Here is a 26,489-nt window from a genome sequence, read left to right on the forward strand (position 1 = left end):
TGAACTGTGAACTGAATCAAGGAGGGTGTTATGAGTCAAGTATATATAATAGGAACAGGACCTGGTGACGAAGAATTATTAACATTGAAAGCAGTAAAGGCACTTAAGAAGTGTACAGCTGTTCTTTATGATAGATTAGTTTCAAATAATATATTAAATTATTTAAATGAAAATTGTGAAGTTTATTATTGCGGAAAAGAGCCTGGGGCGCATTCAAAAACTCAAGAGGAAATAAATGAACTCTTGGTTGAACTTGCAAAGAAAGGACATATAGTTGGAAGAATAAAGGGTGGAGACCCTTATGTTTTTGGAAGAGGTGGAGAAGAGGTATTAGAATTAAGAAAAGAAAATATTTCTTTTGAAGTTGTTCCAGGGGTAACATCGCCTATTGCAGTATTGAATTATGCTGGAATTCCAATAACTCATAGAGGTATTGCACAAAGTTTTCATGTTGTAACTGGTAAATCAGCACAAGATTTAAATGTTAATTTTAAAGCTTTAGCTGGGGAACAAGGAACCTTAGTTTTTATGATGGGGCTAAGCAATCTAGATAATATTATTAGTCAGTTAATAGCTAATGGTAAATCACCATTAACTCCATGTGGAGTTGTAATGCGAGGAACTTCAGCAAAACAAAAAAAGGTAATAGGAACATTAGAAAATGTATCTGAAAAAGTTAAAGCAGCAAATTTAAAAGCACCATGTATAATAGTGGTTGGAGAAGTTGTAAATTTAAATGAAAGTTTAAGTTGGTATGAAAATAAACCACTTTTTGGTAAAAATATCTGTATTACAAGAACTAAAAAGCAGTCAGAGAATCTAAAAGAGAAATTAGTAAAAATGGGTGCAGAAGTTACAAGCTTTAATGCCATAGAAATAGAAAGCTGTGCAGAAAAGTTAGATGAATATTTAAATACAATAGAGGATTATGATCATATAGTATTTACTTCAGTTAATAGTGTGGAAATATTTTTTGATTATTTAATTGAAAAAGCGTATGATGTAAGAAGAATTAAGGCAAAAATTTCTGCAATTGGCCGTGCCACTGAAAGAGCCTTAAACAAAAGAGGTATTGTATGTTTTGCAAAAGCTAAAGAATTTGTAGGTGAAGGCTTAGTAAGTATTTTGAAACCTAACTTAAAGGTAAATGAAAAGTTACTTTTACCATGTTCAGCTAAGAGCAGGCAATACATATATGAAGAATTAGTTAAAACAGGTATTGAAGTAGATAGAGTATTTATTTATGATACAATTTGCGGTAAGGTAGTAAATAAAAAATCTTTTGAAGAAGTTGATATAGTATTTTTCACAAGTCCATCTACGGTGAAAAATATGGTTGATATGTTAGGAATAGATGAAATAAAAAAGAAACAGGTTATAGCTATAGGACCTAAGACAAATGAACCTTTAATAGAATTAGGAATAGAGGCTTATGTATGTAAAGAACATTCTGAAGATGGTTTTTTAAAGGAAATAGAAAACTTATTATTAAGAGAGAGGAAGTGAAGCTTTTAGTGATCAGGTAATTGATATTATTACTCTTGATCAACTAAAATTATATTATGATTAAAAGAGGAAGAAGACTTAGAGCAAATTCAGCTATTCGTGATATGGTTAGAGAAACAATATTAAATTCCAAGGACTTTATATATCCTATTTTTGTTGTTGAAGGTAAAAATATAAAAAATGAAATTTCTTCATTACCAGGAAATTATCATTTTTCAATTGATAGATTACATGAGGTAATTAATGAGGTAAAAGAAGCTGATATTGCAGGAGTTTTACTTTTTGGAATACCAGAACATAAGGATGAATGTGGTTCAGAAGCTTATAATGATAATGGAATTGTTCAACAAGCTATAAGGGAAATAAAAAGAATAGATAAGAATTTACTTGTTGTTACTGATGTTTGTATGTGTGAGTATACTTCTCATGGACATTGTGGGATAATTCATGATGAAGATGTGGATAATGATGAAACCTTAGATTATTTAGCTAAGATATCTGTATCTCATGCAAAAGCAGGAGCTGATATTATTGCGCCTTCTGATATGATGGATGGGAGAATTGGAGCTATCAGAAAAGCATTAGACGAAAATGGATTTAAAAAAATAAGTATAATGAGTTATTCAGCAAAATATTGTTCTGCATTTTATGGACCATTTAGAGACGCGGCAAATTCTGCACCTCAATTTGGTGATAGAAAAACTTATCAAATGGATCCAGCAAATAGAATGGAAGCTATTCGTGAAACACAAATGGATATAGATGAAGGTGCTGATTTTATTATGGTTAAGCCTGCACTTGCTTATTTAGATATAATTAGGGATTGTAGAGAAAACTTTAATCTGCCTTTAGTAGCCTATAATGTAAGTGGAGAATTTGCAATGATAAAAGCAGCTGGTAAGCTTGGACTTATCGATGAAGAAAGAGTAATGATGGAAACATTAACGTCAATTAAGAGAGCAGGAGCAGATATTATTATCACGTATCATGCTTTAGAAGCGTCGAAAATAATTAACTCAGTTAGGAGTTAGGAGCAGTTATGAGTTAATTATGAAAGCATTAAGTGGGATTTCATAATTAACTAAGAACTTAAGGAGGAAATTATTGTGAAGAATCTTGAGATATTTAAAGAGTCAGAAAAGTATATGCCAGGTGGAGTTAACAGTGCTGTTAGAGCATTTAAAGGAATTAATTTAAATCCACCTATAATAAAATCTGGAAAAGGCGTAATGATTACAGATGAAGATGATAATGAATATATAGATTTTGTATTAGCGTGGGGGCCATTACTCCTTGGACATAGTGATGAAGATGTTGTAAAGGCTATTCAAAAAATTAGTTTGAAGGCAGTAGCTTTTGGGGCTCCAACAAAATTAGAATTAGACATGGCTAAATTTATGTGCACCAATTTAGATAATATTGAAATGATTAGAATGGTTAATTCAGGTACAGAGGCTACTATGAGTGCAATAAAACTAGCAAGAGGATATACTAATAGAAATAAGATAGTAAAATTTGCTGGATGTTATCATGGGCATTTCGATGGATTTTTAGTAGAAGCAGGTTCAGGAGTAATGACTGGAGGAATTCATGGTTCTCTTGGGGTTCCAAAAGAGAGTATAGAAAATACGTTAATAGGTATTTACAATGATAAGAAGCAAATAGAAGAATTGTTTGAAAAGTATGGTAATGAAATAGCAGGAGTAATTATTGAACCAGTAGCAGGAAATATGGGCGTTATAAAAGCAGAAGATGACTTCATGGAAACTTTGAGAAAACTATGTGATTCTTACGGTGCTTTATTAATTTTTGATGAAGTTATGAGTGGATTTAGAGTTGACTTTAAAGGAGCTCAGAGTCTATTTAAAGTTAAACCAGATTTGGTTACTTATGCTAAGATTATGGGAGGTGGACTTCCATGTGGAGCTTATGGCGGAAGAAAAGAAATAATGGAAAAATTATCGCCATTAGGTGGAGTTTATCAAGCAGGAACTATGTCAGGAAATTCAATTGTTATGGCAGCAGGACTTGCAACATTAAATAAAATTAAGAATAATTTGGATTATTATGATCATATAGAAAAAATGGGAGCTAAGTTTGAAGAGGGTGTACTAACTATATCAAAAAAATATAATTTACCAGTAGTTATAAATAGGGTTGGTGGAATGATGACTATATTCTTTACTGATCTTAAAGTAGTTAGAACTTACGATGATGTTAAAAAATGTGATGTTGAGAAATTCAATAAGTATTTTGAGCATATGTTAAAGAATGGAATAAACATTGCACCATCACAATTTGAAGCTATTTTTTTAAGTGCAAAACATGAAGAAAGTCACATTGATAAATTTATAAAGACATTTGAAGAATTTGCATGTAATTGTTAATTATGATATTAAGTTTGTAAAGGAAATGGCCAACATATGAATAAGATAAATTATCAAAAGGAACTAGATTTTTTGATAGAAAATTTAACAAAGGAAGAAAAAGTACCTACATTGTTACTACATAGTTGTTGTGCACCTTGTAGCAGCTATGTCTTAGAATATTTATCGCAATATTTTAAGATAACAATTTTCTTTTATAATCCTAATATACATCCTTTGGAAGAATATGCCAGAAGAGTTGAAGAACAAAAGAAATTTATTTCTGAGCTTAAAGTTAAGAATAAAATAAAGTTTGTTGAAGGAGAATATGATACAAAAAGTTTCTATGAAATAGCAAAAGGGTTAGAAGAGGATAAGGAAGGCAACGTAAGATGCTTTAAGTGTTATGAATTAAGACTTAGGGAAGCCGCAATTGCCGCTACGAAAGCTGGTTTTGATTATTTTACAACTACATTATCAATAAGTCCTCATAAAAATTCACAAAAATTAAATGAAATTGGCAAAATGTTAAGTGAAGAGTATAATGTAAAATATCTATATTCTGATTTTAAGAAAAAAGAAGGATATAAGCGTTCAATAGAATTGTCTAAAGAATTTAACTTGTATAGGCAAGATTATTGTGGGTGTGTATTTTCTAAAAATGAAAGTATGAAGGAAAAATAGGCTATTTACAGTGGATGAAATCTTGTTATTATAGAATAAAGGAGATGATCAAATGTCTGACAAAATCATAGACTTCAATGAATTAAAAAATAAAGTTAAAGATAAAGATGTAGATAAGTTTGAAGAATATATTTACTCAATGTATTATAAATTGGCTGAAGGTAAAATGAATATGGCAGATTTCTCAAAAAATATAATGTCTTATATGCAAGAAAATAATATATCTCAAGATAAACTTATCAATATACAAAAAAAATTTTTAGAGAGATATGGAATAGATCCATCTACCATAGAAGAGCAATTTAATATTCCAGGCTTTAATATGAATAACAATAATTATGAAACTATGAAAAAGACAGCTAGTTTCCATGATAAATATAAAAGCAGAATAGCAACAAGAACAATGTCTGAGTATTTTGTAAAAAATGAAAAAAATGATTTAAAGATATTTTTAGAAAATACAGATGTTATTTTAATAAGTGAAAAGAACGTGGATTTAAATGACAATGAACTAAATGAATTTTTGTGTTCATATAAAAAAGTTATTGATGATAAGAAGATAAATATAATTTTATGTGAAAATACAAAAAGTTATGAATATTAGTTAGTGATGTTAAGATATCATTAAAGGTACAAATAAAAATACAGTAAAGAGGCCATCACATATCGGATAAAAAATCCGTTAGTGAAAGCTTCTTTTTTTTGTTATATAAAATAAAGATATCCAAAGCGAGAATTAGACTTATGCAACAATTACCGAAATAAGATACATTTATCTTCCACAGGACTAGTGAAATTTTCGCTGGAAGGTTCTAAATGGCGGCTTGTCGTAATTTCAGCGTGTTCCAGATGTAAAATCTCCAAGGAGAAAGTTCATGTTTCCAAATATAAAATTTGGACACTTACTTTTTGGACATTCACTTTTGGACAAGCTTTAAATGAAACAAGCCCCCATTAAGAACCATCATCAGCTCAATTTCACATGCCTGCTTCCAGAAAAATGTATTTTATTTCTAGTGTAGTGTTACGATTATAATTTCTCAATAATACATATATATTACATTTATAAGTTGAATTATTAATTTGGATATCTATAATTGTTAAGTTGAATAATTGATTAAGCATGAAATCTTTAAAAATAAACGTGTATAGAATAAATAATAAGGACTTTATTTTTTGAATTGGAGAAAAGTATATATTTTAAGGAATAAAAAGAATATTTTACATTAAATTATAATTAACTTCCGTTTATGACTTATTTTGTATCTTTAACGACTAATATATTTACTTGGATTAATTCATATGTTAGTCTTTATTTGAACATTAATAGTTTAATTTAATAGCAAAGAGTAAAAATAACTATGCATAAATTGGAAATTGCATAGGGATTTTTAAGTGGCTGAATAGGGGGGGATTTTATAGGTAAAATGGATATTTAATTATGTTACAAAGGAAGGAAAATATTTATTGTTAAGAAGGGGAAGTGTAAATATGATCAAAAGATCGCCAATGTTTTTATTGACATTTACATTATTATCTGGATTTGCTCTGAATACGTATACAGCAAGTGCGAATACAGATATAGGAACGACTGCATTAGTTACTACAAAACAAGCTGTATCAGTTGTGAGTACAAGTGCTCTTGCTAAAACCCCAGGGTATTCTAATCCTCTTATTACTCAAAAGTTTGGAGCAGATCCGTTTGCCATGGTTTATGATGGCAGAGTATATGTTTATATGAGCAGTGATGCTTTTATGTATAAAAACGGAAATGTATCTGATAATGATTATAGTAATATTAAGACTATAACATGTATATCATCCGATGACATGGTAAATTGGACAGATCATGGTGAAATTCCAGTTGCAGGATCGAATGGTGCAGCAAAATGGGCAAGTAATTCTTGGGCGCCAGCTGTTACACATAAGATTATTAATGGAAAAGAAAAGTTTTTTATGTATTTCGCAAATAATGGAGGAGCAATAGGAGTTCTTACAGCAGATACACCTATTGGACCATGGACAGATCCTATTGGAAAACCTATTGTTACTACTAGCACTCCAGGAGTAAATGGTGTTGTATGGCTTTTTGACCCAGCAGTATTGATGGATGATGATGGAACAGGTTATTTGTATTTTGGTGGGGGAATACCAGGAGGAAGTAGCCCTAGTCAAAGTCAAATTGCAAATCCTAAAACAGGAAGAGTCATAAAATTAGATAGTGATATGATTCATACTACTGGAAATGCATCAGTAATTGATTCACCTTTTATGTTCGAGGATTCTGGTATTCACAAATACAATGGAAAATACTATTATTCATATTGTTCTAATTTTTCTGGTACACATCCAACAGGAACTCCACCTCAAGGAGAAATTGCTTATATGGTAAGTGATAATCCTATGGGACCGTTTACTTATAAAGGTACTTTTCTTAAAAATCCAGGAAGTTATTTTGGAGTAGGCGGAAATAATCATCATGCTGTGTTTCAATTTAAGAATCAATGGTATGTAACATATCATGCTCAAACGCTTGGAAAAGCAATGGGAATTACAAAAGGATACCGTTCACCACATATCAATAAGCTTGAATATGATGGAAGCGGACTTATAAAGACGGTTCAAGCTGATATGCAAGGTGTGGGTCAAGTTGCTAATCTTAATCCATATAAAAGGACTGAGGCAGAGACAATTGGATGGAATAGTGGACTTTCAACTGAAAAAAGTAAAGCTTCAGGAAGCATGGTAAGTAGTATTAATCTTGATGTTACAAATATAAATAACGGTGATTGGCTTGCAGTATCAAAAGCTGATTTTGGAAGTGGAGCTAAATCATTTAAGGCTAATATTGCATCTACTGTAGGAGGAACAATAGAAATACATTTGGATAGTTTAGATGGACAGCTTATAGGCACCATTAATGTAAGTCCTACAGGTGGAGAACAACAATGGAAAGAAATGAAATGTGACGTAAAGAGTGTTAGTGGAGTGCACAATGTTTACTTTAAGTTTAATGGAAATGGCACTAACAACTTATTTAATATTGACTATTGGCAATTTATTTCTTAATTAATAGGTTAATTACAAATTACATGGAGAAGTCCAAATATTAATAAAATAAAATTGCATGAAAGGGAGAAGGTAGAAATGAATGTTAAGGTAAGAAGGCTATTATTGTCATTGTTAACGATTTCTATAACGGGTTCACTATGTGTAGGATTATCAGCAACAGCTAATGCTGCATCAAATGTTTCAATAAATTTATCAGCAGAAAAGCAAGTGGTTCGCGGTTTTGGAGGAATGAATCTTCCAGCTTGGGCTGGAGATTTAACAGCAGGTCAAAGAGAAACAGCTTTTGGTAATGGAGAAAATCAGTTAGGCCTTTCTGTCTTGAGAATTTATGTAGATGATAATAAAAATAATTGGTATAAAGAGTTGCCAACTGCAAAAAAAGCAATTGAACACGGTGCAATAGTTTTTGCTACACCATGGAATCCACCAAGTGACATGACTGAGACTTTTAATCGTAATGGTGATACATCAGCAAAGCGACTTAAGTATGATAAGTATGCTGCATATGCACAGCATCTTAATGATTTTGTTTCATATATGAAGAATAATGGTGTAAATTTGTATGCTATATCTATTCAAAATGAACCTGATTATGGAAAAGAGTGGACATGGTGGACACCACAAGAGGTACTCAAATTTATGAAAGAAAATGCTGGAACAATAAATTGTAAGGTAATGTCTCCTGAGTCATTTTCTTATCAAAAAAATATGTACAATCCTATTTTGAATGATTCACAAGCTCTTGCTAATATGGATATTCTCGGCACCCATACTTATGGTACTAAGGTTAGTGATTTTGCTTATCCACTTTTTAAACAAAAAGGAGCTGGAAAAGAACTTTGGATGACAGAAGTATATGTACCAAATAGTGATGCTAATTCAGCAGATCGTTGGCCAGAAGCATTAGATGTTGCAGAACATATAAATAATGCTATGGTAGAGGGAGATTTTCAATCATATGTATGGTGGTACATTAGAAGATCCTATGGTTTCATTAAAGAAGATGGTAATGTAAGCAAGCGTGGTTACATGATGGCTCATTTCTCTAAATTTGTTCGTCCTGGATATGTAAGAGTTGATGCAACAAAGAATCCAACAACAAATGTTTATGTATCTGCGTATAAAGGCAATAATAAAGTAGTTATTGTTGCAATAAATAAAGGAACTTCTGAAGTAAAGCAAAGTTTTAATGTTTCAAACAGTAAAGTTTCTAGTGTATCGTCATGGCAGACTACAGCAACAGCAAACTTGGCTAAATCAGCTTCAAGTATAAATGTATCTAATGGAAGTTTTACAGCAACACTTCCAGCACAAAGTGTGACTACCTTTGTGGGTGAAATTAATTAGAGTGGTTTTAAGTATAAGTATATTATTGCTAATTTGTATGTCTATATTAATATCCCCAAATATAAATGGTACATTCCATTATAACTTATCAAGAATATAAAAAGTTGAAGGAGGATTATTATGTTAAGATCAAAAGTTATCAAAATGTCTGTAGGAGCAGTTGCACTTAGTTTATTTTTTTCAATGTCTACTTCTATAAATGCAAATGCTGCAATGTCTAAAAATAAGTTTATAGGAAACATAATTGGAAATAGTGTTCCGTCTAATTTCACAACTTACTGGAATCAAGTAACACCAGAAAATGCCACTAAGTGGGAATCGGTTGAATCAACCAGAGATAGAATGAACTGGTCTGGTGCAGATACTGATTACAATTATGCAAAAAGCAAGGGGTTAAAATTTAAATTTCATACATTAGTGTGGGGAGCTCAAGCACCAAAATGGATAACAAGTCTTTCAGCGGCAGATCAAAAAGCAGAGATATCTGAGTGGATTCAAGCTGCAGGTCAAAAGTATTCGGGTTCAGAGTTTGTAGATGTTGTAAATGAACCGTTGCATACTAAAATAGATTTTAAGAATGCTATAGGTGGAGATGGTGCAACAGGCTGGGATTGGGTTGTTTGGTCCTTTGAACAAGCAAGAAAGGCATTTCCTAATTCAAAATTACTAATTAATGAATATGGTATCATTGGAAACCCTAGTGAAGCCGATAAGTATGTAAAAATTATAAATATACTTAAGAGCAGAGGTCTTATCGATGGAATAGGTATTCAATGTCATCAATTTAATATGGATACGGTTTCTGTAAGCACAATGAATAATGTTTTAAACAAATTATCAGCAACTGGTTTGCCAATATATGTATCAGAACTTGATATAACTGGTGATGATGCAACACAATTAGCGAGATATAAGGAAAAATTCCCAGTATTATGGGAAAACCCTAATGTTAAAGGCGTAACCTTATGGGGATATATCCAAGGGCAAACATGGAAAAGTAATACTCATTTGATTAATTCAAATGGAACTGAACGTCCAGCACTTAAATGGTTAAAATCATATTTAGCAAGTCATTAATTAATATAATTTAATAATTGAGTAAAGGAGAGATATTGAATGATAAATAGAAAAATAGGTATTTTCTCAATAGGATTAGCTATGCTTTTAGGAACAATGACTACAATGACTTCTATAGCTGCCAATGCTGCAGCAAATCCAAATCCTACTTGGCAAGTAGGTTCAGTATGTTTTTATAATGGGCCAACAAATGCATGGGATGCTGTTTCAGTTAAGGATCCATCTATAGTTTATGCTAATGGCAAATATCATTTGTTTTATACTGGTTATGATAAAACTGGTAAGTTCCAAATGGGATATGCTTCTGCATCTACAATTAATGGGCTAAGCAGTGCTCAGCATAAAAAGCTGAACTTAAATGGAAATGGAACTGGAAGTTATGGAGCACCACAAGTTTTTTATATGGAGTCTAAACAAATGTGGTATCTCATTTACCAAGGTAGCCTAGGAGCTTGTTATGCAACAACAACTAATATAGATGATCCAAATTCATGGAGTGGACCAAAATCTTTGGGGGCTAGTGGAAACATGGGTTGGGATTATTGGGTTATCTGTGATGATAAATATGCATATCTTTTCAATACACCATCAGATGGTTCGCATAATATTTACTGTCGTAAAACATCTCTTGCAAACTTTCCAAATGGTTGGGGACCAGCTACAGTGGCAGTAAAAGATACTTTTGAAGGAGCTTGTGTTTATAAATCTAAAGCAGATAATAATTACTATATGATAGTTGAAGATATGAAGGATAATAGGTATTATGAACTACATCAAGCTAGTAGTTTAAGTGGTCCATGGACAAAGGTTAGTGAAAAGTGGGCATCATACCACAATTTATCTTACACTGCCAACAAGTGGACAAATCGCGTTTCTCATGGTGAAATACTTCGTTCAGGCATAAATCAAAAACTAGAGATTAATGATATTAATAAAGCTGATTTCTTAATTCAAGGTTCTACTGATGGTAACGTTGCATATGAAAAAATTAAATGGAATCTTGGGATAATAAAAAATTATAAGTAAGAGATAGCATCTATTCAGAATTTAGAGACAATCAAATTAAATTCAGGTAATTTATAGAAAGTATTAAATCATATATTGGATTTAGTCATTAAATTGTGATTTAAACAATAGATGTTCGGAAGAGTATATAAAAGGCTATGAAAAATTAATTAATTTAAAATGAGATGAGGAGGATAAATTTATGAAAAAAAAGATTTTTAATGTATTACTAATGTGCATGATGCTTTTAACATTTATATGTGGTTCATCAAGCACAGCATTAGCAGCAACATCAACAAGTCCAACTATGCCACCATCAGACTTTGATAGCTTTAAAAGTAATATTTCACATGGTACTGTCAAATATATTTATTACCAGTCAACAGCAACAAACAGTCAACGTAGGGCAAAGATTTATTTACCACCAGGATATTCAGCAGACAAAAAGTATAGTGTAATGTATTTATTACATGGCATTGGTGGAAGTGAGAATGATTGGACTAATGGTGGAGGAAATGCGAATCTTATTGCCGACAATCTCATTGCATCAAGGAAAATTAGCCCTTCAATAATAGTAATGCCAAGTTGTAATGCAACTGGAGCAGGAGTATCTGATGGTTATGAAAATTTAACTAAAGATTTGATTAAAAGTTTAATTCCTTATATAGAAAAGAATTATTCAGTTTATACTGACAGGGCTCACAGAGCTATATCTGGATTATCAATGGGAGGTGGACAATCGTTTAATATTGGTTTACCAAATTTAAACTTATTTCCATATGTTGGTGCTTATTCTGCAGCCCCAAATACCCATTCAAATTCTACATTATTTCCTGATGGTGGCACTGCAGCAAAACAACAGTTAAAACTATTATTTATTTCTTATGGTACCAATGATAATCTTATTAGCTTTGGTACAAGAGTGCATGAATTCTGTGATTCTAAAGGAATTTCAAATACCTATTGGTTATACCAAGGTAGAGGGCACGACTGGAGTGTTTGGAAACCAAGTTTGTGGAGCTTTCTCCAAATGTTAGAGAAATCAGGATATACTGTGGGTAAGTAAGACGCATCTAAAGTTAAGTGCCTGCTTTAAGTGTTGCTGCAGGAACTTATAGTTCTGCTCAAACAGTAACTATTAGCAGTAAAACTTCAGGTGAAGCTATATATTATACAACTGATGGAAGCATTCCTACAACTTTATCTACAGTATATAAAAGCCCAATAACAATATCGAAAACTACGATATTAAAAGCTATTGCTATAAAAAGTGGAGAACTGCTGTGTTGAAATTTCTCCAACTACCATTTCCAGCAAAGCAAGACAATAGAAAGTAAAATGACTAAGCATTATAGGAGGAGGTTTAATGAAAAAAATTATTATTTCAATTATTGGTATTGTAATTATAATGTCAGCTTTTACGTTTAATGCAAATGCTGCAACATCAGTAAAAATTCCAGTACTAATGTATCATAGGATTGAGACAAATCCTAATGTAAATGACACTTGGCAAATAGGCTTAAATGAATTTAAGCAGGAAATGAAATACTTAAAAGACAATGGGTATACTACGCTTACTAATGATCAATTTTATAACATCATTACTAAAAAAGCTTCTATGCCAGTAAAACCAATTCTTCTAACCTTTGATGGAGCAACAATAGACTTTTATAATAATGCATATCCAATACTTAAACAATATGGATTTAATGCTACAGAATATGTTGTTACAGATCAGATTGGAACGTCTTGGGGAAGCTCATCAGATACAATTAGAATAATGAATGAAAATCAACTCAAGACAGTTGCAAATAACAAAATAGAGTTGGAAAATCATTCTACAACACATGGACATATAGCAAATTTGAGTACTGCAGAATTAACAAAGAGGGTAAGTGGTGCAACTACTAAACTTAAAACTTTAACAAGCAAACCAGTAGAATACTTTGCATATCCATTTGGTGAATCAAGTAACAATTTTGTTAATGTATTAAAAAGTTTAAATGTAAAGATGGCATTTAAAGTTGGTGGGGGAATGGCTACAGATTCTAGTGACTTAATGAATATGCCAAGAATAGCCATTATTAATACCGATAACATTACAACATTTACAAAGAAAATAACAACTGGGAACTAGCTATAAAAATATTAAGATAATAATTATATATTAAGGGAGGAAAAAATATGAAAAAATATCTAAGCGTAATTTTGTCAGCAACTCTTATGATGTCTACATTTCTTACTTCGGGAATTCAAGTAAATGCAGCAACAACAACTAATGTAGCAGCATCTGTCCCAAGTAATGCCAATTTATTAAACACTTATGGTAAAGTGTTTGGAAAGGTAGGAAATATATTAAATGGATCTCAAATTTCAGATAGTAATGCAATAAAGGCTATAAAGAAGGAATACAATAGTTTAACTGCAGAAAATGAAATGAAACCTGATGCTATTTTAGGTTCCTCTGCAAATGTGATTTCTATATCACAAGCAAAAGCACTTGGGTACTATATTCCTGATAATTATCCAGAAAGTACAGTTCCAAAACTTAATTTTACAACTGTAGATAATATGTTGAAATTTTGTTATGACAATGGATTATCAATGCGTGGTCATACACTAGTTTGGCATTCACAAACTCCAGATTGGTATTTCAGAACAGGCTATAACGGTAATGGAGGATATGTAACTCCAGCAGTTATGGATAAGAGAATGGAGTTCTATATTAAAACTGTTATGGGACATGTATTTTCAAGTAAATATGGAAGTGTAATTTATGCATGGGATGTTGTAAATGAATATTTACATGCAGCACCTGCGGAAAGTGATAAAGCTTCTGGATGGCAAAAGATTTATGGAAATCTAGGTACAAAACCAGGCTTTGTAAAGCAAGCTTTTCAATATGCGTATGATACATTAGCATATTATAAATTAACAGATAAAGTTAAATTATTCTATAATGATTATAACGAATATATGGAAGTAAATGATATTATCAGTTTGATTAATTACATTAATTCAGGTAAAAAAATATGTGCAGGAATAGGTATGCAGTCTCATTTAAGTACTCAATTCCCATCAGTTGCTTATTATAAAAATGCATTAGATTCATTTGCGAAAGCAGGCTTTGAAATTCAAATTACAGAACTTGATGTTGGATGTACTTCTCTATCAGAACAAGCAAAATATTATTATGACTTAATGTCTGCTATTTTATCTTCTAAAAAATCAGGTGCTAATATTACAGCTCTTGTATGGTGGGGATTAAGTGATGATCATTCATGGCGTCGTAATGATCCAACATATAATAAACCATTATTATATTCTAATTATTCAACACCAAAAGAAGCATATAATTCAGTATTAAAAGCATATTTTGATGCTGGATATACCATGAAATAATTAATATCTTTGGGCTATTGCATTAACGGATTAAAACCCGTTAGCAATAGCTCATTTTTTGAAAAAAATAGCTGTACACTAATTATTTAGTGCACAGCTTGCTTTAATGTATTTGTTATAAAGGGGAATTAAGAATTACAAAGGTTGCTAGACCTTTTGTAATTGAAGTGATATCTTCATTTGAAATTGTTGATAAATCATGAGCACTGCTATTTAAAGTTATTAGCTTAGCTTTTGCATGCACTTGATTGGATTTATCATAAAGTTCTTTTGAACTTTCGTATGGAACCATAGAATCAGAATTGCTATGAATTATTAAAGTGTTAGGTATTGATGCAGTAACATAATCTATAGGATTATATTTTTTTGTTAAATCATTCTTGTTCTTTATAGATTTAAAAATTTTCAATAAATCATAGTTTAAATTCTTAGTATCTAAAAGACTTAAGTCAGTTGGACCAGCAAAATCAATTAAATATTTTATCCTTGAAGGATATTTACTTAATTCTGAGTCATCAACAAATTCATCTTCTTTGCTATAGCTGGCCATAAGTGAAAGGTAAGCCCCAGAAGAGATACCTATAACTCCTATTTCGTTAGTATCAATATTATAAGCTGAACTATTTTTGTATAGCCATCTTATAGTATCTTTAACATCTGATATCTGCTTATTAAATTTTTCTTTATTTTTCATTAATTCATAGGAAGTACTTACTATTGTATAGCCTTGATCTCTAAAAGTATCTAGAAGAGGGCTTAAAGCATCAGGAATATTCTTATCACCATATGCGAAACTTCCTCCATGTACATAAAGGAGTATAGGGGAAGCTTTATAAACTTGTCGTGTTGGACCATAAATATCCAATGATAATGGAACCTTATTAGTGTTTTTATAAATGACATCCTTATAATTCATAGAACTTAGAGCTATGCTTGGATTAAATTCTTGTGAAGCAAGCACTGACTCTTTTGATAAAATATATTTATCAACAATTCTATAGCTTAGTAATATTCTTTTATGAAATATTGTAGTAAAAGCAATGACTACAGCTAATAAAATAAGAAAAAATGTTTTGAAAAATTTCTTCATGATAATTCACGGGCCTAATAATAAATTAAAAAAATTATAAAAGTAAATTAGGCGTCTCTCCTTCTATAAAATTTTCAAAATATAAAGTTCACTTTGTAAAGATATCCAAAGCGAGAATTAGACTTATGCAACAATTACCGAAATCAGATACATTTATCTTCCACAGGACTAGTGAAATTTTCGCTGGAAGGTTCTAAATGGCAGCTTGTCGTCATTTCAGCGTGTTCCAGATATAAAATCTGGACAAGCTTTAAATGAAACAAGCCCCCATTAAGAACCATCATCAGCTCAATTTCACATGCCTGCTTCCAGAAAAATGTATCTGATTTCTAGTGTAGTGTTACGATTATAATTTCTTAATAATACATATATATTACATTTATAAGTTGAATTATTAATTTGGATATCTATAAAGGTTATATATTTTGAATTAAAAAATGTGATTTAAACATACCTTAATATAATTTCTATATTAAGAATAACTTATACATAAATTATAGCACAAAAAACTAGGTGAATTTAGAAAGTAAGAATTTTGTAACTTATTAGTAAAAATTTGAGAAAAATATGACATAGAGGTAAGATTTAGTTAAGAGAGATGTTAAATTGTAATTAGAACTTATATATGAATAATATTTTATAGATATATGAATATTAATAATATATAAGAATAAAATAATTAGTTATCAATTTGTTTGAAGGGGAATTTATGAATAATCCTTTTGATATACTTATTTATTTAGATGAGCCTTTAGTTACAAATTTATCATCCTTAGTGTTAACTGGATTTATAGAAACAGTAACTCAGAAGCAAGCATTCGATAGGTCTTTAGCAGCAGGCTTTCATGAAGGAGATAGAATTGAAGATTCCAATCAGGGAAGTATTACTAGAATTGAAAGAGAAGGGTATAAGGATAAGAATAAATTGCAAGCTAGTAATAATATATTAAGTCATCATATGGAAAAAGATATAGATGCAAGAAATTGCATAAGAGAAGAAAAAGAAATTAAAACTACCTACACAACCTTTGTGTTAAATGGGAGTTTAATAGACTATTTTAATAAGAATAATCAATTAAAACATAAGCATGAAAATGATATTGAGAATAATAATATAGAGGCAGGAGATTTGATAGAACTTAATGGTACTATTACTAACAAAGGTGTTATGCCTTTTATTGACACGCTTATTAATTTAATAACTATATTTGGACCAGAATATTTGGATAATATAACTAAAGAATGTAATCTAAATATTAATTTTTCTATATATCTAAAAATGCTGACTTATATAAAGAGCATATTAGCATATAATAACACTGTCGATTTGATAATGAAAAGTGGCAACGGAACAGCTATTTTAACTGTTAATCAAGATAATTTTTTGAATAGTAAATTTAATATGTTTGATAATATAAATTGTAAGTGCAGAGTAGTAGGAAAAGTAATAAAAACCTGTACAGAGGAATTTGACTCTATAAGTTTACTTAGGAAAACAGGACAGGAAGAATTTTATGAAAGGTTTATAGAGGGATGCAAGCCACTTTTAGAATGTTTAAAGAAAAATAATATTTTGGTACCAGAGTGCCCAAATTTAAGAATAAATGAATGTGCGATTCAAATTATGCCATTAAACATTTACATGTAAAAAAATATTAAAAACTCATGTATTTTATAGAAAAACACTTGTGTATCTGTAAAATACATGGTAATATAGAAAACAAGATGAAGGATGCTAATATATATTCACATTTGACAGCAAAGATGAATATTTATGCATTTCTAATACAGTATTGAGGTGAATTTATAATGAAATTTAGAAGTACTAGAGGTTTGGAAAAAGATATGCCATCAGCTCAAGCTATAATCAATGGAATTTCCAAAGATGGCGGTTTATATGTACCAGATGAATTTCCAAAGGTATATGATGAGTTGAAAAAGGACACAAAAGTTAAGTATGAAGATTTAGCATTTAAAGTTATTAATGAATATTTTACGGATATTGATGATGCAGAATTAATGGGGGCAATTAATGATGCATATAATGATAGATTCAGTGTAGAAGTTAAAAATAACTTTTTAGAATTATATCATGGTCCTACATGTGCATTTAAAGATGCTGCATTATTATTTTTGCCGCAAATTATGAAGAGAGCTAAAAAGCTTTGTAATGTTAAAGAAGATATAACAATTCTTACTGCAACCTCGGGAGACACAGGAAAAGCTGCTCTAGAAGGCTTTAAGAATGTTGAAGGCTTCAAAGTTGTAGTTTATTATCCTAAAAATGGAGTAAGTGCAATTCAAGAAAGACAAATGTCAAGTCAAGAAGGAAACAATGTTAAGGTCATCGGAATAAAGGGGAATTTTGATGATGCTCAAACAGGAGTTAAAGAAATCTTTGGAGATGATGAGTTTAGAGCAGGGCTAGCTCAAAAAGGATTCATTTTATCCTCGGCAAACTCCATTAATATTGGAAGACTTGTACCTCAAATAGTGTATTATTTTTACGGTTATTTTAATTTAGTAAATCAAGGTGTAATTAAATTAGATGATCCAATAAACGTTGTGGTTCCAACAGGTAACTTTGGAAATATATTAGCAGGCTATTATGCTAAACAAATGGGATTACCAATAGATAAATTTATTTGTGCATCTAATGAAAATAAAGTCTTAACAGATTTCTTTGAAACTGGAGTATATGATAAGAAGAGAGAGCTTGTACTAACAGAATCTCCGTCAATGGATATACTTGTGTCGTCTAATTTAGAAAGATTATTGTTTGAAGCAAGTGGAAGAGATACATCAGTTGTCAGCGAATTAATGAAAGAGTTAAATACAAAAGGTGTTTATGAAGTTAATGAAAAAATCAAAGGATTTATAAAAGAATTCTATGGAAACTTTGCAAATACTGAAGAAGTTTATAAAGCAATAAGAGAAGTTTATGAAAAAGACGGTTATTTAATGGACACTCATACAGCAGTAGCATATGTAGTTAAAAATAAGTATGTTGAAGATACAAAGGATGATAAACCAGCCTTAGTTCTTTCAACAGCAAGTCCATTTAAATTTCCAAGAAGCATTTGTAATGCTATTAATATTGATGTAGAAGGAATAGATGATTTTAAAGTATTAGAAAAGTTATCAACTGAAACAAGCAATAAGATACCAAATAACTTAAGCAGTTTGGAAACTGCTAAAGTATTACATGATGAAGTATGGGATAAGTCAGAGATGAGAGATGCTCTATTATCTTACTTAAATGCATAGGGGCAATGTGTATGATTAGGGTAAGGGTACCAGCTACATCAGCAAATATGGGGCCAGGATTTGATTCATTAGGAATTGCTTTAAATTTATATAATGAATTTGAATTCAAGGAATTAGAAGAGGGCTTAAAATTCAATGGAATGCCAGAAGAATTTTGTAATGAAGATAATATAATATATCAAGCAATGAAATATTGCTTTGATAAAGCAGGCTATAAAATAAAAGGATTAGAAATGAGTGAACTCAAACAAGATGTACCAGTATCTAGAGGTCTTGGAAGCAGCTCCACATGTATAGTTGGGGGACTAGTTGGAGCTAATGAAATCTTGGGGAAGAAGTTTTCAGATGATGAATTATTAGATATGGCAGTAGAAATTGAAGGCCATCCTGATAATGTTGCACCAGCACTACTTGGGGGCATGGTTGTTGCAATAGTCGATGAAAACAAGACTTTTTATGATAAAGTAAATATAAAAAAGGGACTGAAGTTTGTTTCAATAATTCCTAATTTTAGATTATCTACAGAAAAAGCTAGGAGTGTACTTCCAAAGGAAATAAGCTTAAAAGACGGAGTTTACAATGTTTCAAGAGCAGCTCTTATGGTTTCAGCTCTAGGAAGTGGTAATTTTGAATTAATAAAATACGCGTGTAAAGATGCCTTTCACCAAAATTACAGAAGTAAATTAATTTCTGGTTTTGAAGAGGTGTATAATAAGAGCTATGAGTTAGGTGCATGGGGATGTTACCTAAGTGGCGCGGGTCCAACAATCATGGCAATTATCGACGAAAAGGATGAGCGCTTTAGCAATAAGCTTGGAGAATATTTAAAACAAAAAGGATTTGAATGGAATATATTAGAGTTATCTTTAGATAATGCGGGGGCAACCGTTATAGAAGGTGCAAATGAATGAGTGGAGATTACTTAGTTATAGATAAACGGGTTTTACCGGATGTTTATGAAAAAGTTCTTTATGCAAAAAAACTTTTAAAAGATGGTAAAGTCAAAGAGATAACTGAAGCAGTAAAAATTGCAGGAATAAGCAGAAGTGTATATTATAAGTATAAGGATTATGTATTTGATTTTTCAGAAACTTCAGAAGGAAGAAAGGTTACTTATAATATTATCTTTAAAAATGAAAAGGGGCTTTTATCAAATATAAGTAATTATATTACTGAAAAAGGTGGGGATATCCTTACCATAAATCAAGGGATTCCTTTAAATGGATATGCGAATTTAAGTATAACAATAGATCTTTCAACTGTAGAGGGAGATATTAAGACCTTAACTGAGGGCTTGCTTAATATTAGGAATGTTGAGAAGGTAGAGTTTATTGGGATGGAGTAGGAATAGCGAGGGAAACCTCGCTATTTTTACCATGTATTTATTATATTTTTTGTAGAGTAGTGATTATAAAATCTTTTTAAGGCTACTATTGAGCAGTTACACATATAGTTTGAAGAATTCCAATTCCATGCTGCATTATTTATTAGCACCTTTCATAAGAGCAGAAACTACTTCTGGGCAATCTAAATTTAATGTATTTCTATTTAATAAACCATAGGTGTCTGATTTCCCAGCTGCAGAGTATCCATTATCCCACCAAACAGGAGTAATATGTCTAGATTTTGCTGCTTTAACATAATATTCAGCATGGATTGCCCTAGCTGAGTTATTGTTTTTATTAATTGTACCAAATTCACCAATAACTACAGGATGTCCACTTTTTACGAATTTATTAGCAATTGCATCAAATTGAGAATCTAATTCACTTTTGTCTGTGGCAGTTCCCCAATTAGCTGTACCAGCTTGATCCATGGCGAAGAAATAAGGTGAGTACATGTGTAATGATACTATAATTCTCTTATCATTATTTGGAATAACATAATCATTAACTGCTACAGAAGTTGTTGATGCAGCAAGTGTAGGCACCATAATACATCTAGTTTTATTGTTTCCACCAGTGTTCCTGATTGTATTTACAGTAGCTAGGTTATAGTTATTAATTACTTCACGATTTTCATGGGAGCCACCTGTCCATTCGTTAGATGCTCCAACTGGCCTCGGTTCATTCATTGTTTCAAAAATTAAATGGTCACCATATTTATTAAATCTATTTGCAATTTGTGCCCATGCCTTAGTTAGTTGAGCTTTTACTTGTTCCTGTTTTTCATAAGTTGGTATTAACCAAGAGTCTTCATGATGCATATTAAGAATAACGTACATATCGTTATCAAAAGCGTAATTCATAACTTCTTCAACTCTGTCAAACCATGCTGAATCAATTGTGTAATTAGGTGAAGACCCCATATGGTTATACCAGGTTGTCGGAATTCTAACAGTATTAAATCCTGCCGCTTTGATCCTATCAATCATAGCATGAGTAGTTTTAGGATTTCCCCAACTTATTTCGGAGGAAAGTGAATTAGATGTTGTAGTGCTATAAGCATCAAGGGTATTTCCTAAATTCCATCCAATTTTCATATCGTCAACAATTTGTTGTGCTGTAACATCGCGCATTCCAGTGTAAGCAGTAGATGCTGAAGCTGGAATTGCACTAAAAAGGGCAAGTGTAGAAAAAGTAAGTGCTAAAATTAATGATTTTTTTCTAATAATCATGATATCATCCCCTTAATTATTTTTTAAAGAATATAATTATCTCATGCATTTTTATAAATCAAATCAAAAGTAAGCTTTCTTTTAAGTTTATCAAATTATGAGTTGTGTAAATTATCTATTATTTTTTGCGCATTTACTATTCATGAATATTCTAAGTACATATGACACTATTATAGACATTCTAAGAATGCGAGTTATGTACACATATATTTTAACAAATAATTTTCTTATTTCGAATAGTTGTTTGCGATGAAATAACTCTATATTACGATAATAAGATATAACTTTAGATTATATATTATTAAATCTCTATAAATTCATAAATTAATATTATTATGGATTATGATATATAAAGTGGAATGAATAGGATTAATAGGTAATATAATATTATCAACTTTACTATTTACAACGTTTATGATATTATAATCTTAAAAAAAATTATTTTGGGAGGAAAAATACTTATGGACATAGACCCGGAACAGACGAGTATAACGTTACAATTAATTTTAATAGTTGTTTTAACGCTGATTAATGCATTTTTTTCATCAGCAGAAATGGCTATAGTATCTTTAAACAAAAATAAGATAAAACTTCTTGAAGAAGAAGGCAATAAAAAAGCAAAACTTTTATCCAATCTTATGGAAGAACCTACAAATTTCCTATCTACAGTACAAGTAGGAATAACACTTGCAGGCTTTTTAAGTAGTGCGTCAGCAGCAACTGGAATATCAAAAGAGTTAGGCATTTACCTACAGAAATTGAATGTTCCTTATAGTGGACAAGTTGCTTTAATAATAGTGACAGTCATATTGTCATATATTACATTAGTTTTTGGAGAACTTTTTCCAAAAAGAATAGCACTAAAAAAATCAGAAGCTATTGCAATGCTTTGTGTTAAACCAATAATGTATGTATCTAAAATTACAGTTCCATTTGTGAGACTACTTTCAGCATCAACTGATATATTAGTTAAAGTAGCTCATCTTGACAATGATGATTCAGATGAAAAAATATCCAAGGAAGAAATACGATCTTATGTGGAAGCTGGACAAGAACATGGAGTTATTAATGAAACTGAAAGAGAAATGATAAATGGTATATTTAAGTTTGATGATAAACTAGCACATGAAGTAATGACACCAAGAACAGAAGTATACATGATTGATATAGAAACCCCTTTAAATGAATATTTAGATGAATTAATTGAAGAAAGATATTCGAGAATTCCTGTATATGAAGGCGATACGGATAATATAATTGGTATTCTTTATATGAAGGATTTATTTAGTGAAGCAAGAAAATTTGGTTTTGAAAATGTTAATATTAGGAGTATAATACACCCGCCATATTTTGTTCCTGAAACTAAAAAGATTGATGAATTATTCAAGGATTTACAGGAATCTAAAACACATATGGCCATATTGATTGATGAGTATGGAGGCTTTGCGGGTGTAGTTTCAATTGAAGATTTAATTGAAGAGGTTATGGGAAACATAGATGATGAATATGATGAGGATAACCCTGAAATAGAAAAGCTTGATAACAATACTTTTATAATATCAGGTATGCTTTCAATTAATAATTTCAATGAATACTTTAATGTGGATATTAAAAGTGAAAATTATGATACTATGAGTGGATTTATTATTGAAACTATTGGTTATATACCGGAAAATAATGAAGTAAATCATATTGAGTACAAAGATTTAGTATTTAAAATAAAAGAAATGAAAGAAAAGAGAATTGAAAAAATAAAACTTTTTGTTAAGCAGAAAGAATTAGTCTCATAATTATAGATATCCAAAGCAAGAATTAGACTTATGTGATAACTTACCGAAATCCAATACATTTGTCTTCTGCAGGACTAGTGAAATTTTTGCTGGAAGGTTCTAAATAGGAGCTTATCACCATTTTAGCGTGTTCCAGATGTAAAATCCCCAAGGAGAAAGTTCATGTTTCCAAATATAAAAGCTCCAGGGAGAAAGTGCGTGTTTCCAAATATAAAATTTGGACACTTACTTTTTGGACATTCACTTTTAGACAAGCTAAAATGGAACAAGCCCCCATTAAGAACCTTCATCAGCTCAATTTCACATGCCTGCTCCAGAAAAATGTATCTAATTTCTAGAGTAGTGTTACGATTATAATTTCTCAATGATATATGTATATTCTATGTTACAAGTTTGATTATTAAATTGGATATATATACTGAAAAAAGAATTATTTAAGGTATAAAGATTTACCAAGGAAATCAATATTTATTGATAATTGAGCATTGCAATATATATGATAGTGATGATGAATGATAGAGGAAGAAATATTTGTAGAATTTCGAACTAAATCATTCATCATTTTTTTCTATTATTCTGGGAAAAGCACTAAATAACTAGCAAACGTAACATTAAAAAAATTTAATAATCGTAATATTTGAAACTTGAATTAACTAGAAAACCTTATAAATCAATGGATTAAGCAATAGTGCTCTTAAATAAAATTGACTATCATAGCATTTAAGCGATTGAATGATATTGGAAGAGATAATGAAGATTAGTTAATTATAACTAGGAACGGCAATAAATCTAGTGAAAAAATTTGACTAATTTGGACATTTACAATTGCTTAGCAAAGGAATATATTACTATCTATAACAATTCAATAACATATGTTTTTTGAAAAGGAAAATGAATTATGGAGGGAAATTTTATGAATTCAGGAACAATATCAATTTTAATTTTTGCTGGTATTGGAATCGTAGCGCTAATTTTATTATTATATGGCATAGGATTCACAAGTATTGGCACAGACGAAGTGGGGATAGTTGAAAAATGGTGGAGTTTAAAAGGAGCTGTACCAGCAGATGGTTTAATTGCATTAAATGGTGAATCAGGCTATCAACCACACGTACTTAGAGCTGGTGTTCATTTTAAAACACCTTTTAAGTACAAAGTAAAAAAAGTAAGACTTGTAACCATACCACAGGGACAAGTAGGTTATGTCTTTGCTAGATCAGGTGAAAGCCTTGCAGATGGACAAACTTTAGGAAGAGTAGTAAGTGAAAGTAAATCCTTTCAAGATGTAGTTGCATTTTTAAATAATGGTGGACAAAAAGGTCCTCAAAGGCAAATTCTTCGTGAAGGTACTTATGCCTTTAACTTAGCCCAATTTATAATTATTACTAAGGACAAAGTACATTCAATATTTACATCAAAGGATGAATCAGCTCAAATAGAAACTATGAGAAGCGATTTGTTAAAAGTGAATGGATTTCTTCCTGTTATTATTTCAAGTTCAAAACATCTTGAAGATGAAGATGCTTACACAGCACAAAGAAGCAAAGATACAATAGGAATAGTTACTGTTAATGAAGGTCCAACCCCTGATAATGGAGCTATAATTGCTCCGATAGTAGGAGAAGGAATAGATAATGAATTTTACCATAATAATTTCCAAGAACCAGAGAAGTTCTTGGCAGCTAATGGTAGGAAAGGTAAGCAGATGCAAGTATTAACAGATGGTGTTTACTTTATTAATAGGTTATTTGCTAATGTAGACATAGTACCTAAAAGTATAATAGATATAGGATACGTTGGTGTAGTTGTTAGTTATTTTGGTGATAAAGGTGAAGATGTATCTGGAGCAGATTATTCGCATGGAGAACTTGTTGAACAAGGTAAGAAGGGTATTTGGAGAGAATGTATGATGCCGGGTAAATATCCATTCAATACTTATGCTGGTAAGATTATTCCAGTTCCAACTACTAATGTTATTTTAAAATGGATTAGTGGACAAGTTGGAGATCATAAATTAGACGATAACTTAAAAGAAATAAGTTTAATTACTAAAGATGCTTTTGAACCTAATTTACCACTGACTGTAGTATTTAATATTGATTATAGAAAAGCTTCTTCAGTTATTCAAAGATTTGGAGATATTAAACTATTAATTGAACAATCACTTGACCCTATGATAGCAGGTTATTTCAAAAATATTGGACAAACTAAGACTTTGATAGAATTAATTCAAGATAGAAGTACAATTCAAGATCAAGCTTCAAGGGAAATGAAAGATAAGTTTAAGTTATACGATTTAGAATTGCAGGAAGTATTGATTGGTACACCAGCTGCTTCTTCAACTGATAAGAGAATTGAACTTATTTTAGCTCAATTAAGAGATAGACAAGTTGCATTAGAAGAAATTAAAACTAATGAAGCTAAACAAAAATCAGCGGAAAAACAAAGAGAATTAAATGAAGCTATTGCAAAAAGTGCAGCTCAAGCAGCGCTTACACAATCAAGTATTGATATAGAAGTTGCAGATAATAAAGGTAAATCTGAATTGAAATTAGCTGAACAATTAGCATTAAAAACTCAAAAGCTTGCTGAAGCTGATAAATATAAGAGAACTCAAGAAGCAGATGCTTCAAGATATACAAAAGAAGCTGAAGCGGCAGCTAATGCCAAAGCTACTGAACTTAATGCAGCAGCTAATGCTAAACAAGTTGAACTACAAGCTGGTGCTGAAGCCTTTAAACTTGAAAAGGTTGGTGCTGCACAAGCCTTGAATATTAAAGCAGTTGCAGAAGCTACAGCTGAACAAGAAACTAAAGTTGGTCTTGCAAAAGGTACTGCTGCTAAAGCATTAGTAGAGGCTTATGGTGGACCAGAATTACAAGTACAACAAAGTGTATTAACAGCATTTGCAGAAGCATTAAAAATAAGCAAGTCACCTCTTGTGCCACAAACTGTAATTATGGGTGGTACTGAAGGAAAAACTCCTAATGCAATGGAAGGTATTTTGAGTATGATTTTAGCTAATATGGCTAATACTAATGGATCAATAGTTAATATGGTTAATTCAAATGAGTCAGTTATTGCTAAAGAAAAGAATGATAAAATTAATGTTAAAGAAGTAGAAGATAAAAATGGAAAAACTTCAACTAAGAAAACTGAAATGTAAATTCATGTAAATAAAGATATCCAAAGCAGAATTAGACTTATGCAACAATTACCGAAATCAGATACATTTATCTTCCACAGGACTAGTGAAATTTTCGCTG

21 protein-coding genes are annotated in these 26,489 nt (G+C 30.9%); 19 read left to right on the top strand and 2 right to left on the bottom strand.

Annotated elements, in window-relative coordinates; all coding sequences use genetic code 11:
- Nucleotides 1-30: 30 nt before the first annotated feature.
- From cobA to L3B98_RS25850, 13 genes are all read left to right on the top strand, one after another.
- Nucleotides 31-1,506 (top strand): uroporphyrinogen-III C-methyltransferase, encoded by a 1,476-nt coding sequence (gene cobA / locus L3B98_RS25790; RefSeq protein WP_238918810.1) that lies wholly within the window; start codon nucleotides 31-33, stop codon nucleotides 1,504-1,506.
- A 56-nt stretch (nucleotides 1,507-1,562) separates the two neighbouring features.
- Nucleotides 1,563-2,537, top strand: coding sequence for a porphobilinogen synthase (hemB, locus tag L3B98_RS25795; protein WP_015391585.1), 975 nt, complete (start codon nucleotides 1,563-1,565; stop codon nucleotides 2,535-2,537).
- A 75-nt stretch (nucleotides 2,538-2,612) separates the two neighbouring features.
- Nucleotides 2,613-3,893: a glutamate-1-semialdehyde 2,1-aminomutase gene (gene hemL / locus L3B98_RS25800; RefSeq protein ID WP_238918811.1), complete on the top strand. Its 1,281-nt coding sequence runs from the start codon at nucleotides 2,613-2,615 to the stop codon at nucleotides 3,891-3,893.
- A 36-nt stretch (nucleotides 3,894-3,929) separates the two neighbouring features.
- Complete coding sequence (locus L3B98_RS25805; RefSeq protein WP_238918812.1) at nucleotides 3,930-4,556, top strand: epoxyqueuosine reductase QueH; 627 nt, start codon at nucleotides 3,930-3,932, stop codon at nucleotides 4,554-4,556.
- 52 nt (nucleotides 4,557-4,608) lie between these two features.
- Complete coding sequence (locus tag L3B98_RS25810) at nucleotides 4,609-5,160, top strand: DUF3867 domain-containing protein (protein ID WP_015391588.1); 552 nt, start codon at nucleotides 4,609-4,611, stop codon at nucleotides 5,158-5,160.
- Between the two features lie 887 nt (nucleotides 5,161-6,047).
- A complete protein-coding gene (locus L3B98_RS25815) occupies nucleotides 6,048-7,625 on the top strand; it encodes a glycoside hydrolase family 43 protein (protein ID WP_238918813.1) in 1,578 nt (525 codons plus the stop codon).
- 78 nt (nucleotides 7,626-7,703) lie between these two features.
- Nucleotides 7,704-8,975, top strand: coding sequence for a glucuronoxylanase (locus L3B98_RS25820; RefSeq protein ID WP_238918814.1), 1,272 nt, complete (start codon nucleotides 7,704-7,706; stop codon nucleotides 8,973-8,975).
- Nucleotides 8,976-9,095: 120 nt separating this feature from the next.
- On the top strand, nucleotides 9,096-10,052 hold the full coding sequence (locus L3B98_RS25825; RefSeq protein ID WP_077361358.1) for an endo-1,4-beta-xylanase: 957 nt from the start codon (nucleotides 9,096-9,098) through the stop codon (nucleotides 10,050-10,052).
- A 39-nt stretch (nucleotides 10,053-10,091) separates the two neighbouring features.
- Nucleotides 10,092-11,078 (top strand): non-reducing end alpha-L-arabinofuranosidase family hydrolase, encoded by a 987-nt coding sequence (locus tag L3B98_RS25830; protein ID WP_077361360.1) that lies wholly within the window; start codon nucleotides 10,092-10,094, stop codon nucleotides 11,076-11,078.
- Nucleotides 11,079-11,259: 181 nt separating this feature from the next.
- On the top strand, nucleotides 11,260-12,123 hold the full coding sequence (locus L3B98_RS25835; RefSeq protein ID WP_238918818.1) for an alpha/beta hydrolase-fold protein: 864 nt from the start codon (nucleotides 11,260-11,262) through the stop codon (nucleotides 12,121-12,123).
- Between the two features lie 17 nt (nucleotides 12,124-12,140).
- Nucleotides 12,141-12,347, top strand: a complete 207-nt coding sequence (locus L3B98_RS25840; RefSeq protein ID WP_238918819.1) for a chitobiase/beta-hexosaminidase C-terminal domain-containing protein — start codon at nucleotides 12,141-12,143, stop codon at nucleotides 12,345-12,347.
- A 76-nt stretch (nucleotides 12,348-12,423) separates the two neighbouring features.
- Nucleotides 12,424-13,194 carry a polysaccharide deacetylase family protein gene (locus tag L3B98_RS25845; protein WP_238918820.1) on the top strand — a complete coding sequence of 257 codons (771 nt, stop codon included), beginning with the start codon at nucleotides 12,424-12,426 and terminating at the stop codon, nucleotides 13,192-13,194.
- 47 nt (nucleotides 13,195-13,241) lie between these two features.
- On the top strand, nucleotides 13,242-14,459 hold the full coding sequence (locus L3B98_RS25850) for an endo-1,4-beta-xylanase (RefSeq protein ID WP_238918821.1): 1,218 nt from the start codon (nucleotides 13,242-13,244) through the stop codon (nucleotides 14,457-14,459).
- A gap of 115 nt (nucleotides 14,460-14,574) precedes the next feature.
- Here the strand turns inward: L3B98_RS25850 and L3B98_RS25855 are convergent, their stop codons facing one another.
- Entirely contained in the window at nucleotides 14,575-15,549 is a 975-nt protein-coding gene (locus L3B98_RS25855; protein WP_238918822.1) for an alpha/beta hydrolase, read from the bottom strand.
- A 709-nt stretch (nucleotides 15,550-16,258) separates the two neighbouring features.
- Between L3B98_RS25855 and L3B98_RS25860 the strand changes: the two genes are divergently transcribed.
- The 4 genes from L3B98_RS25860 to L3B98_RS25875 all read left to right on the top strand — a co-directional run bounded on the left by L3B98_RS25860 (nucleotide 16,259) and on the right by L3B98_RS25875 (nucleotide 20,161).
- The gene (locus tag L3B98_RS25860; RefSeq protein WP_077361370.1) at nucleotides 16,259-17,197 is read left to right on the top strand and encodes a hypothetical protein; all 939 of its coding nucleotides are present in this window, start codon (nucleotides 16,259-16,261) and stop codon (nucleotides 17,195-17,197) included.
- Nucleotides 17,198-17,358: 161 nt separating this feature from the next.
- On the top strand, nucleotides 17,359-18,816 hold the full coding sequence (gene thrC / locus L3B98_RS25865) for a threonine synthase (protein ID WP_238918823.1): 1,458 nt from the start codon (nucleotides 17,359-17,361) through the stop codon (nucleotides 18,814-18,816).
- Between the two features lie 11 nt (nucleotides 18,817-18,827).
- On the top strand, nucleotides 18,828-19,727 hold the full coding sequence (gene thrB / locus L3B98_RS25870; RefSeq protein ID WP_238918824.1) for a homoserine kinase: 900 nt from the start codon (nucleotides 18,828-18,830) through the stop codon (nucleotides 19,725-19,727).
- Nucleotides 19,724-20,161, top strand: coding sequence for an ACT domain-containing protein (locus L3B98_RS25875; RefSeq protein ID WP_077361376.1), 438 nt, complete (start codon nucleotides 19,724-19,726; stop codon nucleotides 20,159-20,161). Before thrB ends, L3B98_RS25875 begins: the two co-directional genes overlap by 4 nt.
- Before the next feature lie 135 nt (nucleotides 20,162-20,296).
- Here L3B98_RS25875 and L3B98_RS25880 read toward each other — a convergent pair whose 3' ends face one another.
- Nucleotides 20,297-21,433, bottom strand: a complete 1,137-nt coding sequence (locus L3B98_RS25880) for a glycoside hydrolase family 5 protein (protein WP_238918825.1) — start codon at nucleotides 21,431-21,433, stop codon at nucleotides 20,297-20,299.
- Nucleotides 21,434-21,894: 461 nt separating this feature from the next.
- On the opposite strand from L3B98_RS25880, the gene L3B98_RS25885 reads away from it, so the two are divergent.
- Together L3B98_RS25885 and L3B98_RS25890 are read left to right on the top strand one after the other, a co-directional pair.
- Nucleotides 21,895-23,223: a hemolysin family protein gene (locus L3B98_RS25885; protein ID WP_015391602.1), complete on the top strand. Its 1,329-nt coding sequence runs from the start codon at nucleotides 21,895-21,897 to the stop codon at nucleotides 23,221-23,223.
- Between the two features lie 913 nt (nucleotides 23,224-24,136).
- Nucleotides 24,137-26,389 (top strand): SPFH domain-containing protein, encoded by a 2,253-nt coding sequence (locus L3B98_RS25890; RefSeq protein WP_238918826.1) that lies wholly within the window; start codon nucleotides 24,137-24,139, stop codon nucleotides 26,387-26,389.
- The last annotated feature ends 100 nt before the right edge of the window (nucleotides 26,390-26,489 follow it).

The sequence above is a fragment of the Clostridium sp. YIM B02555 genome, assembly GCF_022320955.1.
Lineage (GTDB): Bacteria > Bacillota > Clostridia > Clostridiales > Clostridiaceae > Clostridium > Clostridium saccharoperbutylacetonicum.